At 62.3% G+C, this 13,947-nt stretch carries 14 protein-coding genes; 6 read left to right on the top strand and 8 right to left on the bottom strand.

Going from position 1 to position 13,947, the window contains the following annotated elements:
* The first annotated feature begins 51 nt into the window (after nucleotides 1–51).
* Nucleotides 52–1,299 (top strand): pyridoxal phosphate-dependent aminotransferase, encoded by a 1,248-nt coding sequence (locus F1002_RS11620; protein WP_150429177.1) that lies wholly within the window; start codon nucleotides 52–54, stop codon nucleotides 1,297–1,299.
* 2 nt (nucleotides 1,300–1,301) lie between these two features.
* Entirely contained in the window at nucleotides 1,302–2,612 is a 1,311-nt protein-coding gene (locus F1002_RS11615; protein ID WP_150429176.1) for a homoserine dehydrogenase, read from the top strand.
* Nucleotides 2,613–2,675: 63 nt separating this feature from the next.
* Here F1002_RS11615 and F1002_RS11610 read toward each other — a convergent pair whose 3' ends face one another.
* Complete coding sequence (locus F1002_RS11610; RefSeq protein WP_150429175.1) at nucleotides 2,676–4,118, bottom strand: PLP-dependent aminotransferase family protein; 1,443 nt, start codon at nucleotides 4,116–4,118, stop codon at nucleotides 2,676–2,678.
* 190 nt (nucleotides 4,119–4,308) lie between these two features.
* Between F1002_RS11610 and F1002_RS11605 the strand changes: the two genes are divergently transcribed.
* The 4 genes from F1002_RS11605 (at nucleotide 4,309) to thrC (ending at nucleotide 7,611) form a co-directional block, all read left to right on the top strand.
* Nucleotides 4,309–4,644 (top strand): hypothetical protein, encoded by a 336-nt coding sequence (locus tag F1002_RS11605; protein WP_150429174.1) that lies wholly within the window; start codon nucleotides 4,309–4,311, stop codon nucleotides 4,642–4,644.
* Nucleotides 4,645–4,750: 106 nt separating this feature from the next.
* Nucleotides 4,751–5,026, top strand: a complete 276-nt coding sequence (locus F1002_RS11600; protein ID WP_150429173.1) for a DUF2249 domain-containing protein — start codon at nucleotides 4,751–4,753, stop codon at nucleotides 5,024–5,026.
* Nucleotides 5,027–6,151, top strand: coding sequence for a hypothetical protein (locus F1002_RS11595; protein WP_150429172.1), 1,125 nt, complete (start codon nucleotides 5,027–5,029; stop codon nucleotides 6,149–6,151). It begins immediately after the preceding gene.
* A 32-nt stretch (nucleotides 6,152–6,183) separates the two neighbouring features.
* A complete protein-coding gene (gene thrC, locus F1002_RS11590) occupies nucleotides 6,184–7,611 on the top strand; it encodes a threonine synthase (RefSeq protein ID WP_150429171.1) in 1,428 nt (475 codons plus the stop codon).
* Between the two features lie 172 nt (nucleotides 7,612–7,783).
* Here the strand turns inward: thrC and F1002_RS20985 are convergent, their stop codons facing one another.
* From F1002_RS20985 to F1002_RS11560, 7 genes are all read right to left on the bottom strand, one after another.
* Nucleotides 7,784–7,921, bottom strand: coding sequence for a hypothetical protein (locus F1002_RS20985; protein ID WP_191090377.1), 138 nt, complete (start codon nucleotides 7,919–7,921; stop codon nucleotides 7,784–7,786).
* Between the two features lie 66 nt (nucleotides 7,922–7,987).
* Nucleotides 7,988–8,851: a carboxylating nicotinate-nucleotide diphosphorylase gene (gene nadC, locus F1002_RS11585; RefSeq protein WP_150429170.1), complete on the bottom strand. Its 864-nt coding sequence runs from the start codon at nucleotides 8,849–8,851 to the stop codon at nucleotides 7,988–7,990.
* A 32-nt stretch (nucleotides 8,852–8,883) separates the two neighbouring features.
* The gene (locus tag F1002_RS11580) at nucleotides 8,884–10,380 is read right to left on the bottom strand and encodes an NAD(P)H-hydrate dehydratase (protein ID WP_150429169.1); all 1,497 of its coding nucleotides are present in this window, start codon (nucleotides 10,378–10,380) and stop codon (nucleotides 8,884–8,886) included.
* Between the two features lie 9 nt (nucleotides 10,381–10,389).
* Nucleotides 10,390–11,289: a histone deacetylase gene (locus F1002_RS11575; RefSeq protein ID WP_150429168.1), complete on the bottom strand. Its 900-nt coding sequence runs from the start codon at nucleotides 11,287–11,289 to the stop codon at nucleotides 10,390–10,392.
* A 24-nt stretch (nucleotides 11,290–11,313) separates the two neighbouring features.
* On the bottom strand, nucleotides 11,314–12,171 hold the full coding sequence (locus tag F1002_RS11570) for a tetratricopeptide repeat protein (protein WP_150429167.1): 858 nt from the start codon (nucleotides 12,169–12,171) through the stop codon (nucleotides 11,314–11,316).
* Between the two features lie 18 nt (nucleotides 12,172–12,189).
* Nucleotides 12,190–12,864, bottom strand: a complete 675-nt coding sequence (locus tag F1002_RS11565; RefSeq protein ID WP_150429166.1) for a hypothetical protein — start codon at nucleotides 12,862–12,864, stop codon at nucleotides 12,190–12,192.
* The gene (locus tag F1002_RS11560) at nucleotides 12,864–13,943 is read right to left on the bottom strand and encodes a beta-ketoacyl synthase N-terminal-like domain-containing protein (protein WP_150429165.1); all 1,080 of its coding nucleotides are present in this window, start codon (nucleotides 13,941–13,943) and stop codon (nucleotides 12,864–12,866) included. The genes F1002_RS11565 and F1002_RS11560 overlap by 1 nt, the downstream gene beginning before the upstream one ends.
* Nucleotides 13,944–13,947 lie beyond the last annotated feature (4 nt).

The raw sequence follows: 13,947 nt of genomic DNA, 5'->3' as shown, positions 1-13,947 counted from the left end.
ATTATACCTTTGGCCTGAATGGCCTATACGCCGCTTCGCGGGAACCATCATATGAAACACGTCAAGAAGTCCGCCAAACTCGCCAACGTCTGCTATGACATTCGCGGCCCCGTGCTGCAGAAAGCCAAGCAGATGGAGGAAGAGGGCCACAAGATCATCAAACTGAACATCGGCAACCTGGCCGCGTTCGGTTTCGATTCGCCCGAGGAAATCCAGCAGGACATGATCCGCAACCTGCCCAACGCGGCTGGTTATACCGATTCGAAGGGGATTTTTGCGGCGCGCAAGGCGATCATGCATTACACCCAGCAAAAAGGCATCAAGGGTGTGACGCTGGATGATATCTACGTGGGTAACGGCGTTTCCGAACTGATCGTGATGGCGATGAATGCGCTGCTCGATGCGGGCGACGAGGTGCTCGTGCCTGCACCGGATTATCCGTTGTGGACGGCTGCGATCAGCCTGTCCGGCGGTACGCCGAAACATTATCTGTGCAACGAGGAAAAGGGCTGGCTGCCCGATCTCGACGACATCCGGAGCAAGATCAACGCCCATACCAAGGCGATCGTGCTGATCAACCCGAACAATCCGACCGGTGCGCTGTATCCGGACGACCTGCTGTGCGAGATCATCGACATCGCCCGCCAGCATCACCTGACCATCTACGCCGACGAGGTGTACGACAAGGTGTTGTACGAGGGCGCCACGCACACATCGATCGCCTCGCTGTCGGAAGACGTGTTGACGATTACCTTCAACGGCCTGTCGAAGAACTATCGGTCCTGCGGCTACCGTGCCGGATGGATGGTCGTTTCGGGCGACAAGCGCCACGCCAAGGATTACATCGAAGGCCTCGACATGCTGGCATCGATGCGCCTGTGCGCCAATGCGCCGGGTCAGCACGGCATCCAGACCGCGCTTGGGGGCTATCAGAGCATTGACGACCTGATCAAGGAAGGCGGGCGCCTGCGTCGCCAGCGCGACATCGCACATGAACTGATCACCGCCATTCCCGGAGTCTCCTGCGTCAAGCCGAAGGCGGCGCTGTACATGTTCCCGAAACTCGATCCGAAGATCTATCCGATCAAGAACGATCAGCAGTTCATCTCCGAACTCCTGCAGGAAGAGAAGGTTCTGCTGGTGCAGGGAACAGGCTTCAACTGGGTCAATCCCGACCATTTCCGGCTCGTCTTCCTGCCGCATGAAGACGATCTGCGCGAGGCGATCGGACGCGTCGCCCGCTTCCTGGAAAACTATCGCAAGCGTCACAACACCAACCATCTCGTTAGCAAAGACTGAACATGAAACCCATCAATGTTGGCCTTATCGGCATCGGCACCGTCGGCGGCGGCACCTGGACCGTTCTCAATCGCAATGCGGAAGAAATTACCCGTCGCGCCGGCCGTCCGATTCGCATCACGGCCGTGGCCGACAAGAATGTGGAACTGGCCAAGCAGGTAACGGGCGGCACCGCCCGCGTCACCGACGATGCTTTTTCGCTGGTCAATGACCCGGAAATCGACATCATCGTCGAACTGATCGGCGGCTATGGCGTGGCCAAGGAAGTGGTCATGCAATCCATCGCCAACGGCAAGCATGTCGTCACCGCCAACAAGGCGCTGCTCGCCGTGCATGGCACCGAGATTTTCACCGCTGCCCAGCAAAAGGGCGTCATGGTGGCCTTCGAAGCCGCCGTGGCCGGTGGCATCCCCATCATCAAGGCGCTGCGCGAAGGCCTGACCGCCAACCGCATCGAATGGGCGGCCGGCATCATCAACGGCACGACCAACTTCATCCTGTCCGAAATGCGCGACAAGGGTCTGTCCTTCGACGACGTGCTGAAGGAAGCCCAGCGTCTGGGCTACGCCGAAGCCGATCCAACCTTCGATATCGAAGGCGTCGATGCCGCCCACAAGGCCACCCTGATCGCTTCCATCGCTTACGGCATTCCGGTCCAGTTCGATAAGGCCTACGTCGAGGGCATCACTAAGCTGGAAGCCTCCGACATCAAGTACGCTGAGCAGTTGGGCTACCGTATCAAACTACTCGGTATCGCTAAGCGTCGCGAGAAGGGCATCGAGCTGCGCGTGCATCCGACCCTGATTCCGGCCAAGCGCCTGATTGCCAACGTCGAAGGTGCGATGAACGCCGTCGTCGTCAAGGGCGATGCCGTCGGCACCACGCTGTACTACGGCAAGGGTGCCGGCGCCGAGCCGACCGCCTCGGCCGTGATTGCCGACCTGGTCGACGTCACCCGCCTGGCCACGGCTGATGCCGAACATCGCGTGCCGCACCTGGCTTTCCAGCCGGATGCCATGTCCAGTCTGCCGGTCCTGCCGATGAGCGAGATCGAAACCGGTTACTACCTGCGCCTGCGTGTCGAGGACAAGCCGGGCGTGCTGGCCGACATCACCCGCATCCTGGCCGATCAGGGCATCTCCATCGATGCGCTGCTGCAGCGTGAGCCGGAAGAGGGCGAGGGCGAAACCGACATCATCATCCTGACCCATGTCTGCCAGGAAAGCGCTGCCGATGCGGCGATTGCCAAGATCGAAGGCTTGCCGGCCCAGAAGGGCAAGGTCAAGCGCATTCGTCTGGAAGAGTTGCAGTAAGCGAGTCGCTTCCTGTCGATCCAACGGGCGCTGCGGCGCCCGTTTTGTTTTGCGGCTACCGGCTCAATGGCTGGCCAACTGTGCGCACAGCTCGCCGAGGCGTTTGATGGCCGCGTCGATCTCGGCGGTGTGGGGCCAGCCGCAATTCAGGCGGATGAAATGTTCGTAGCGGTTTGAATTGGAAAACATCAGTCCCGGCGCCAGCAGGATGCCTTCCGGCAAGGCTGCATCGAACAGGTGCTGCGATGAGAGGCGATCAGGCAATTCGACCCATAGCGCCAAGCCGCCATCAGGGCTGTTCATCCGGGTGCCGGGCGGGAAATAGGCCGTGATCGCTTCGCTCATCTGCTGGCGCTGTACCCTGAGTGCGCTACGCAGGCGGCGCAGGTGGCGGTCGTAAGCGCTGGAGCCGATGATCTCGGCAACGGCAAGTTGCGGCAGTTCCTCGTTGTAGTGGGTCTGGGCATGCTTGAACATCTCGACACGCGCCTGCCAGCGTCCACCGGAAATCCACCCAAGGCGCAGGCCGGGAGCCAGAACCTTGTGGAATGAGGCGCAATGGATGACGTTGCCGGTCTTGTCCCAGGATTTGAGCGCCCGCCGCGGGGTGTCCCCTTCGCAGAGCGCGCTGTAGGTATCGTCCTCGATCAGCGGGATGGCCTGCTGTTCGCAGAAATCAACCAGCCGGGCCTTGTGGCTGTCGGGCATGATGCTGCCAAGCGGATTCTGGAGATGAGGAACGACGATCATCGCCTTGATGCCGGGATGGGTTTGAACAGCCAGCTCCAGTGCTTCGAGCGATATGCCGGTGTGCGGGCTGGTGGGGATTTCCAGTGCCCGCAAGCCCAGGCTTTCGAGGATTTGCAGGATGCCGAAGAAGGTCGGCGATTCGACGGCGACGATGTCGCCTGCCTGGGTCACCGCCCGCAAGGCAAGGTTCAGTGCTTCGGTACAGCCTTGGGTGACGACGATATCGTCCGGAACGATCAGCATGCCGGCGCCCAGCGCACGCTTGGCGAGAATACCGCGAAAGCCCGCATTGCCTTGATGCGGGCCGCTATTGACCAGCAAGTCGGGGTTGCGACGCAAGGCCCGGGTGGCGGCATTCTTCAGGGCTTCGCCGGGATACAGGCCGGGTGCGCCCCGAGCCCGGGAAAAATTGGCCTTGACCGGACCTTGGCGCGTACGAGCGATGAATTCCGAGACCCGGGTATGGACACCGACATACTGGGCCGGATCGATCGGCAGGCCGGGTAGTGGCTCGGCAAGCGGCCGGCTGGCCGTTCGTTGCGGCTGCCGCACGAAGTTGCCGGAGCGCGGGCGGGATTCGAGCCAGCCCTCGCTTTCCAACTGACGGCAGACTTGCAGCGCGGTACTCAGGCTGACCGAATGGCGATCCATCAGCGTACGCACTGCCGGAAAGCGGTCGCCCTGGGCGAGCGTCCGGCTCTCGATTGCATCGCGATAGTGATTTGCCAGGCGGCGGTAGAGCGGTAGTGGGTCCATGTTTCATTTTCCTTCGGGCTGCGTCTCGCCGACAGATATAGATTCAGGAAAAATGAACCATAACAGATGTGGAATACAGGTATTTGTTTCGGTTCAGATTGCTCATTTCTGTGGCTGTTACGGTGCTCCTGCCGCGCCTACGATAGACCTGTCTCCTGGCGTTTCGGGAATCTGGACAAGGAGAGCGGAAATGGAGGACAGGCGGATGATCGGGCTGTCGGTCGGTCGAGGTGAAACAAGGCAATTCCTGCTCGAGGCCGGAAGCATGGTTATGGTCGTATCCGGGGAGGTGAACGTCGGGCAGACGACGGGCTGGCTGTGCGGCCAGGCGGTGCGGGTGAGCCAACGCCTTGTCGGCGAGGAGGTGTGGGTCGCCGAGTCTGGCGGCTGGGTTGATATTGTCGGGAACCGGAGCAGCGAACTGGCCGTCATCCCGCCAGATCGAATTTCCTTCTGGTGCAAGGCGGGGGCTTGCCTTGAGTCCTGGATTGCCCGCGTGCGGACGCGACAGCGGTCGGCGGGATAACCTCTGGCGCGGTAAGCCTATTGCGATACGGATCAAGGAATTAGCCTGCGATCCTCGGCAGAATCGCTACCGATTGCCATTCCGGCAAGCCACTCAAGGAGTTATGATGCAAACCATTCATCCCGTTCATGCCTGTGACCGTCCCACTGCCGAAGCTCTCTATCCGTTCGACGCACGCGGTATCGCCAAGCGCTTCCGTCATGCCGCCATCTTTGGCGCCCTGGATGCGCTGATGCCGGGCGAAACCATGCGTTTCTGCAACGATCACGACCCGCTGCCGCTGCTCGCCCAACTGCAGCAGCGTTATGGCCAGCACCTGAGCATCGAATACCAGCAGCGCGAGCCGGGCGCCATCGTCATCGACTTCAAAGTCATTGCCTGAGTGATACGGACAGCGAGCCTCAGCCTTCTTGCCCTGATCGCCAGCGTTGTGCTGGCACTGAGCGGCTGGGGATCGCCTCTGGCGGTGGCGCATCTGGCGTTCGCCGTCGGCATCGTGCCGCTGATCTTCGCGGCCATGATGCATTTCGTACCGGTGCTGACGCGTACCGGTGATATCGATTTCCGCATGTCCCGGCTGCCTACCGTGGTGCAGCTTGTCGGCCTGCTTGCCGTCAGCGGCATGCAGGGTTGGCTGCCCTACGATGCCGTATATGTCGCGGCGGCGTGCGATGTTGCGGCAGCGGCTGTGTTGATCCACTGGATCGCTCTGCGGGTCAGGGCGACCCTGGGTACGCCGCATCCCGGCTGGCGGTGGTACGGCGTTGCAATCGGCTGCCTGATTCTGGCGCTGGCCAGCATCCTGCTGATCCCGCTTTGGCCCAATTACTGGCATGCCCTGCGGATATTCCACCTTCACCTCAATACCTTGGGGCTGATTGGGCTCGCCGCGCTGGGGACCTTGCCGGTGCTGCTGCCGACCGCGTTGGGAAAGCCCGACCCGGAGGCTGCCGGCTGGTTGCGCCGCCGCTTGTGGCTGGTTGCTTCCGGGGCCCTGGTGGTGGCGACCGGTGCAGTGATCACCTGGCCTTTTTCGGCACCCGGCGCCATGCTGATTTTTGTCAGTGTGCTGGGTCTGGCAGGTCAGTGGGTTAGACGTTTCGGCATGCGAGCGTTGTTGAATGACGGGGTTGCCGCATCGTTGCTGGCTTCCCTGTTCGGCTTGCTGCTGGCGCTGCTGGCCGGGCTGCTGCATGGTGCCGGTTTCTTGTCGGCGCGTGCGTCTTTGTTGGCTTGGGGGGCGGGCTTTTTGTTGCCGCTGGTCAGCGGGGCGCTCAGCCAACTGCTGCCGGTCTGGCGGTGGCCCGGGCCTTCGACTCCGGAGCGCTTGGCCATGCGGCAGCGCCTGGCAGCCACCGGAGCGCTGCGCGGTGCGTTGTTCATCGCTGCGGCGCTGGCCTTGCTGGCTGGATTTCAACGTCTGGGTGGCGGATTGTTGCTGATCGCTGTTGGCCTGTTTGCCGTCGCGTTGCTGCAAGCCGTGCGCGTCCAGCGTTCAACGCGGTAAAATCGCCGTTTTTCGCTTTTCAGGTTTTCGCCATGCGCTATATCTCGACTCGCGGTCATGCCGCACCCCAGGCTTTCTGCGACATCCTCCTCGGCGGCCTGGCCCCGGATGGCGGCCTCTACCTGCCGGAAAGCTATCCGCAGATCACCCGCGCCGAACTCGATGCCTGGCGAAAGCTGTCGTATGCCGACCTAGCCTACGAAATCCTGTCCAAGTTCATCACCGACATTCCGGCTGCCGACCTGAAGGCGCTGGTTGCCAAGACCTATGCGGCGCAGGTGTATTGCCATACCCGCAACGGTGGCGATGCTGCCCAGATCACGCCGCTGACCAAGCTGGAAGACGGGCTGTATACGCAGGAACTGTCGAATGGGCCGACGCTCGCCTTCAAGGACATGGCGATGCAGTTGCTCGGCAACCTGTTCGAGTACGTGCTCGACAAGCGCGGTCAGTCGATCAACATCCTCGGTGCCACCTCGGGCGATACCGGCTCGGCCGCCGAGTACGCGATGCGCGGCAAGCATAACGTCAAGGTCTTCATGTTGTCGCCGGATGGCAAGATGAGTGCTTTCCAGCGCGCCCAGATGTATTCGCTGCAGGATGCCAATATCTTCAACATTGCCGTCACCGGCATGTTCGATGATGCGCAGGACATCGTGAAAGCAGTCTCCAACGATGCCGAGTTCAAGGCCAAGTACAAGATCGGTGCCGTCAATTCGATCAACTGGGCACGCGTCGCGGCTCAGATCGTCTATTACTTCCAGGGCTATTTCCTGGCGACCAAGTCAAACGACGAACAGGTTGCCTTCTGCGTGCCGTCCGGCAACTTCGGCAATATCTGCGCCGGCCACATCGCCCGCATGATGGGTTTGCCGATCGCCAAGCTGGTCCTGGCCACCAACGAAAACGACGTGCTTGACGAGTTCTTCCGCACCGGCGTCTATCGCCCGCGTACCTCGGTCGAAACCAGCGTCACGTCCAGCCCGTCCATGGATATTTCCAAGGCCTCCAATTTCGAACGCTTCGTGTTCGATCTGGTGGGGCGCGATCCGGCTGTCGTCAGCGAACTGTGGGCCAAGGTCGACAAGGGGCAGTCCTTCGACCTGTCTGCAACGCCGCACTGGGCCAAGATGCCGGAATTTGCCTTCATCTCGGGCAAGAGCACGCACAACGACCGCATCAAGACCATCCGCTTCGCCCAGGGGCGCTACAACGTGATGCTGGATACCCACACCGCCGATGGCCTGAAAGTGGCCATGGAGAATCGCCAGGAAGGCATTCCGATGATCGTTCTCGAAACCGCCCAGCCGGCCAAGTTCGAGGAAACCATCCGCGAGGCGCTGGGTACCGAGCCGGTCCGTCCCGCCGATCTCAAGGGGATCGAGAACCTGCCGCAACGCGTTGTGGTCATGGCGCCGGACGTTGCCGCCATCAAGCAGTTTATCGTCGAACGCGTCTGACCCTCGACTGAAACAATACCGAATCGCCCGCCATGATCTGGTGGGCGATTTTTTTTGTGCCTCGCAGGAAGTAGGGGAAGGTCAGCCGGACAAAAGTGAAGTCACACCGTTCAAAGGAAATGGCGTAACGGTATCCGGGATGGGGCGACGTTGGTCGATCGGCTGCTGCGAATTACAGGTAGATAACGGCAGGGAAAACGGCTACGGCGAGAACCAGCACTAGCCATTCGAGGTTGTGACGGGCCAGGAAGCCCGTGAAATGCAACACCAGAATCGAGATCGCGACGACATAGAACAACGCGAACAGCATGTGGTTACCCCTGAGTTTTTATATTCGATTGTCCCGGGCAATTATGACGGCAATTGCCTGAAATGCCTAGCCGACGAAGCGCATCGACAAGTCGAGGGCCTTGATGTCCTTGGTCAGGGCGCCAACGGAGATGCGATCCACGCCGGTTTCGGCGATACCGCGAATCGTTTCGAGCGTGACATTGCCGGAGGCTTCCAGAATCGCGCGGCCGGCATTGATGCGCGACGCCTCGCGCATCATGTCGAGGCTGAAATTGTCGAGCAGGATCATCGTGGCACCCGCGTTCAGCGCCACATTCAGCTCATCCAGACTTTCGACTTCGATCTGGATGAATTTGCAGCGATCCTTGGCCTGTTCGGCAACCCGCTTCGCTGCGGCCATGGCCTCGGCAATGCCACCCGCCGCGTGAATATGGTTTTCCTTGATCAGAATCGCGTCCCACAGCGCCAGGCGATGATTGCCGCCACCGCCGGCACGAACGGCGTATTTCTGGGCAATGCGCAGGCCGGGCAGCGTTTTGCGGGTATCGACGACTTGCGCCTTGGTTCCGGCAATGGCGTCCGAGTAGATGCGAGCCTTGCTGGCAACGGCGGAAAGCAGTTGCAGGAAGTTCAGGGCACTGCGTTCGGCGGTCAGCAGGGCGCGGCCGTTGCCATCGATTTCGCACAGTAGCTGGTTGGGGGCGATGCGGTCGCCATCGACACCGTGCCAGGTAACCGTTGCCGTCGGATCGCAGCGGCGCACGCATTCGTCGAACCAGGCCGTGCCGCACAGGACGCCTGCTTCCCGGGAAATCACGGTGGCCTTGACACGGCGTTCGCCCGGAACAAGGCTGGCAGTCAGGTCGCCGGCACCGACATCCTCGGTCAGGGAGGCGTCTACGTTGCGATTGATTTCGGAGGTGAGCGGGTAGTCGAATTCAATGGTCATGTCGGGCAATCGGCGGCAATGGAGGCCGCATTTTACAGGCTGTTGCCCGGGCTGACCCAGGCGTTGTAGAGATGACGGGCCGCGTCGACGACTTCCCCGGCGGTCATGCCGACCGGACCAATGCCTTGCGCGACGAGGTGGTCGGCAGCAGCGCCGTGCAGATGGACGGCAGCGAGCAGTGCAGTTTCTGCAGGCCAGTTCTGGGCCAGGAGCGCGACGATCAGGCCGCACAGGACATCCCCCATGCCGGCGGTCGCCATGCCGGGGTTGCCGGTCGTGTTGATCCACCAGCGACCGTCGGGCGCCGCGATGACGGTGCCGCAACCCTTGAGCGCAATGTAGCTGCGATAGCGATCGGCCAGATCGAGTGCGGCCTTGATGCGGTCGTTCTGTATGTCGCGCACCGAGCAGCCCAGCAGGCGGCCAGCCTCGGCCGGATGCGGCGTCAGGATGGCGGGGCCGACCCGGTTGTAAAGATTTCCTTCGAGGCGACCGTCCTCTGCCAGCAGGTTCAGCGCGTCGGCATCGAGGACCAGTTGCACGGGCGCCTTGAGCGATTGTTCGAGCAGGCGCAGCGCCTCGGATGAACGTCCGAGGCCCGGACCACAGGCCAGGGCCTGAAGATCGGCGTGCAGTAAGCTATCGGCACGGCGCAGCATCAATTCAGGCTGCTGCAGGTCAACGGCCGGGGCGTCGGAATCGAGCATGCCGAGGTAGACGCGGCCCGCCCCCAGTTTGAGGGCTGCTCGTCCGGCGAGGAAAATGGCGCCGACCATGGACTTGCCGCCGCCAAGAATGCCGGCACTACCGAAACTGCCTTTGTGGGTATTCAGGCGACGCGGCCGGAGACGGTCGGCAAAGTGACCGCGATGCAGAAGGTAGCCATCGGGTGTCGCTTCCGCAGGCGCATCGAGATCGAGGCTGGCGACACGGATTTCGCCGCAGTGATCCGGACCGTCGCCGGTGTGCAGGCCCGGCTTGTCGGCGATGAAGCTCAGGGTATGGCTGGCCTCGATACAAGGGGCATGGCCGATCCCGGTGTCGGCATTCAGCCCGGAAGGGCAGTCAAGTGCCAGCAGGGGGCAGGCATCGCGCTCGGCCAGTCGATTGGCGGATGCTATCCAGGCGGCGTACAGCCCTTCGGGCGCGCGGGCCAGCCCGATTCCGAACAGGCCATCGACGATCAGCGACCAGTGCCGGTCAGTCGGTATTTCGTCGCACGTTGTTCCACCTTCATCCGTGAAGCGCCTGTAGGCAGCCAGTGCATCGTCGGGCAGGCGCTCAGGGTTTGCGGCAAAGGCGACGCACACGTCGAAGAAGCGCTGGCGGAGCAGGCGGGCCATTTCCAGTGCGTCGCCCCCGTTGTTTCCGGGCCCGGCCAGAACCAGTATCGGACGGTTCCTGGTACTCGCCAGTTGACCGGCCCAGTCGGCAGCTGCGGCACCCGCTCTCTGCATGAGCGGCAGGTCGGCATGCCGGGCTTCGAACTGGCGTAGCGCCGGCGAGCGATAGAGGGCATCGGAAGTCATGCCCGGATTCTATCCCCAAGTGCGTTTGGCATGACGGATGGTCGATGCATGAATCCGCACCGTGTCGTCGATCTGGCGGGCATAGCCACCCGCCATGGCGATGGCGACCGCTACGCCCTCGGCGCGGCAACGGGAGAATACGCGGCGATCCCGTTCTTCCAGTCCTTCGAAAGTCAAGGCGAGGCGCCCCAGGCGATCGTCGTGATAGGGGTCGGCGCCAGCCAGGTAGATGACGAGGTCGGGGCGCGCCAGGTCGAAGGCGGTATTCAGCCCCTCGTCGAGGCGCAGCAGGTAGGCGTCATCGGTGCAGCCATCCGGCAGTTCGATGTCGAGGTCGCTTTCCTCCTTGTCGAAGGGGAAGTTGCGGGCGCCGTGCATCGAGAAGGTGAAAACGCTGTCGTCGTTGCGCAGGATGCTGGCCGTGCCGTTGCCCTGATGGACGTCGCAATCGACGATCAGCACACGCTGTGCTTTGCCCTCGGCCTGCATGGTGCGGGCGGCAACGGCGGCATCGTTGAAGACACAAAAACCTTCGCCACGGTCGCGGAAGGCATGGTGGGTGCCGCCCGCCAGATTGGCTGAAACGCCATCTAGCAGCGCTGCGCGGCAGGCGCAGATGGTGGCTCCAGCCGAGCGGCGGGAACGTTCGACCATGCCGGCGCTCCACGGAAACCCGATGGCCTTCAGGGCTTTGTCCGGCAGCTGGCCGTTGGTGATGGCCTCGATATAGGCGAAATCGTGGGCCCGCCCCAATTCCTCGTCGGTCGCGGCATGCGGCAGGTGGAAATCCGCTGCGCTGAATTCGCCGCTGGCGAGCAGGCTTTCGCGCAGCCGGGAATATTTTTCCATCGGGAAACGATGGCCGGACGGCAGCGGCAGGACGAAGACATCGGTGTAGAACAGCTGCACTGCCGATGCCTTGGCCGGGCGAAATCAGTTCAGGGTAGCGGACAGCTTGCGACGGAATTCGCGGACCAGATCGTCATACTGTTCGCCGGAAAGCGCTTCGAAGAGGGCCAGGATGGCCTTGCGGGCAGCACCTTCGTTGAAGAAGCGGTCGCGGCGAGCAACTTCGAGGGCTGCCTCCAGCGCTTCGCGGAAGCGGCTCTGGGCGGCGTAGGCCTTCGATAGTTCGAGGCGGGTGGCGTGATCGTCTGGGTTGGCTTCCAGCTTGGCTTCCAGCGGCGCTGTATCGGCGGCGCCATCAAGCAGCGCGAGGCGGGCACGCAGGGCATTGGCGCGATCGGGTTCGTTGGCGTATTCGCCGCCCAGCAGCTGCTTCGCTTCGTCATTGCGGCCGAGTTGCATCAAGACATCGACGGCATCGAGCTGAATCGCCTGATCCTGGGGATTGGCCTGGCTGGCCTGCACCAGCACTGCCAGTGCTTCTTCCAGCTTGCCTTCGGCGACAAGGGCGGCAGCCTGCTCGCGCAGATTGATCTGTTCGGGGCCTTCCGGCAGAGCGATTCGGTCAAGGAAGGCGCGAATCTGGCTTTCCGGAATGGCGCCGTTGAATTCGTCGACCAATTGGCCCTGGAAAAGCACCTTGACCGACGGAATGCTGCGCACGCCGAAGTGCTGGGCCAGTTCCGGGTTCTCGTCGGAGTTGACCTTGGCCAGGATGAAGCGGCCCTTGTATTCCTCGGCGAGCTTCTCCAGCATCGGCTTCAGCACCTTGCACGGTTCGCACCATGGTGCCCAGAAATCGACGACGACTGGCACGGTATCCGCCTGGACGAGGACTTTGGCTTCGAAATCTTGTAGGGAAACGTCAAATGCAAACTCGGACATGGTGAAGGCCTGAAAAAATTATAGTCGGGCGAATTCTACCGCCAGTCGGGGAAGGGCGGCGGATTGCAGGGTGAGGTGTGGAGATCGGCCGTCATTCAGCCATTCCCTTAAGCCTGCTGGAAAATCCGCATTATCCAGCGCGGTGGCTGTCGCATCCTCTCTCGCTATCTGGAGGCTGGCGAGTGCGGTTTCAAGAGGCCGGTCGGTGACGGTCAGCCATTGACCGCTGGCTGAATCGGACCAGTGGTCGAGTTGGGCGCAAAGCACTTGCGCGCAGCGTCCCTGATCAAGCCAGGTACAGGCCAGGCCGAGCATCAAGGCCCAGTGGCTGGCCAATTCGTTATCCAGTGGCAGGTGCGTTGCTGATCGGAGCCCCGGCAGGAATGGCTGAATCTGGGCTGCAGCAAGGGCCGGTTGGGTGGCCAGGAAGTCGTAGGGCATCGGTTCGCCGCCACCCAGGCAAACTTCATCCAGCAGGTTCTGCGTTTCCTGTCGCGGGCCGCTGATCGATTGCCAGAGCAGCAGGGTGGGGTGCTCGCGTTGCGCCTCGGGCAGGCTGGCGCAGGCGCCGACCAGTGCCAGTTGGGTCAGCGCGGCTGCGCGGCGAAGGGGTTTTCCAATGGCCGAACGGACAGCCGCGGGTATGGCATCCGGTGCGAACTGCTGGGTGACGAGGGCATTGAGGAATGCCATTAGCAGCGCTCCACGACCAAGCTGGCCAGGCCGCCACCAAAACCGATCAGATTGAGTAGCGCACGTCGCACGTCGGCGTTGCTGCGGACGGTGGTGGGGGCCAGTCCGATATCGGCATCCAGGTCCTCGTAGTTGGTAGTGGCCGGAATTTGTCCGGCGTCGAGGCTCGCCAGCAAAGTAGCCAGTTCGGCGATCCCGCTGGCGCCGAGCGTATGACCAAGGGCTGGCTTCAGCGACAGCAGGGGGGGCATGGCCTCGGTAAAGACCTGACGTAGCGCGTTGGCTTCGGCCAGGTCGCTACCCGGCGAACCGGCTGCTTGCAGCTTGATCAGCTCGATGTCGGCTGGATGGGCGCCGGCTACGCGCAGGCAATCGGATATCACGCCGGCAATCGGCCCGCCTTCCGGATCGGGGCCGGTGGTCGAATAGGCATCCAGACCATTGGCGACGCCGGCGATTTTCCATGGGCCAGTCGCGGCAGACAGCTTGATGGCGGCAACCGCTTCACCCAGCACCAGGCCATCGCGCCGGGCGTCGAAGGGCCGGCAGGCGGTGCGGGAGAGTAGTTCCATGGCGGCAAAGCCGGCCAGTGTGCTGTTGTTGGCCAGTTCGATGCCGAGGACGATGGCGTCGTCGATCAATCCAGCCGAGATCAAGGTGGCGGCCGCATCGATGGCCGAAAAGCCGGAGGTACAGGCTGTCGAGAAGCTGGTGCGCGGACCGGAGAGGACCATCCAGTCGGCGATCTGCCGGCTGAATGAGGCGCTGCCGATGGGCATGTCGAACGGGGCGCTGCGTTGTTCGAAAAGCCCGATCTGGAAGGATGACGAGGCGACAAAGAGTGGCGTATTGGGCGCGTATGGGCCGAGTTGTGCTCCGACGTGGCGTACCGCCTGCTCGGCGCGTGAGGACCAGTCATGTCCATCCAAGGGCAGGGCGAAATAGGGAAAGTGCCGTTCACCCAGCTGACGCGGGTCGGAAGAGCATTCGCCTGCCCACAGCGCCTCGCCGACGGTGCTCGGCGATGTGCCGCGAGCGCAGAGCAGGCCGCTGGCGACGATGTGGACCGCTCGCTTCATCGTT

It is taken from the genome of Dechloromonas sp. CZR5, from assembly GCF_008711155.1.
Classification (GTDB): domain Bacteria; phylum Pseudomonadota; class Gammaproteobacteria; order Burkholderiales; family Rhodocyclaceae; genus Azonexus.
Note: the sequence above shows the minus strand (reverse complement) of the source record. Positions and strands in the feature narration are given on the sequence as shown.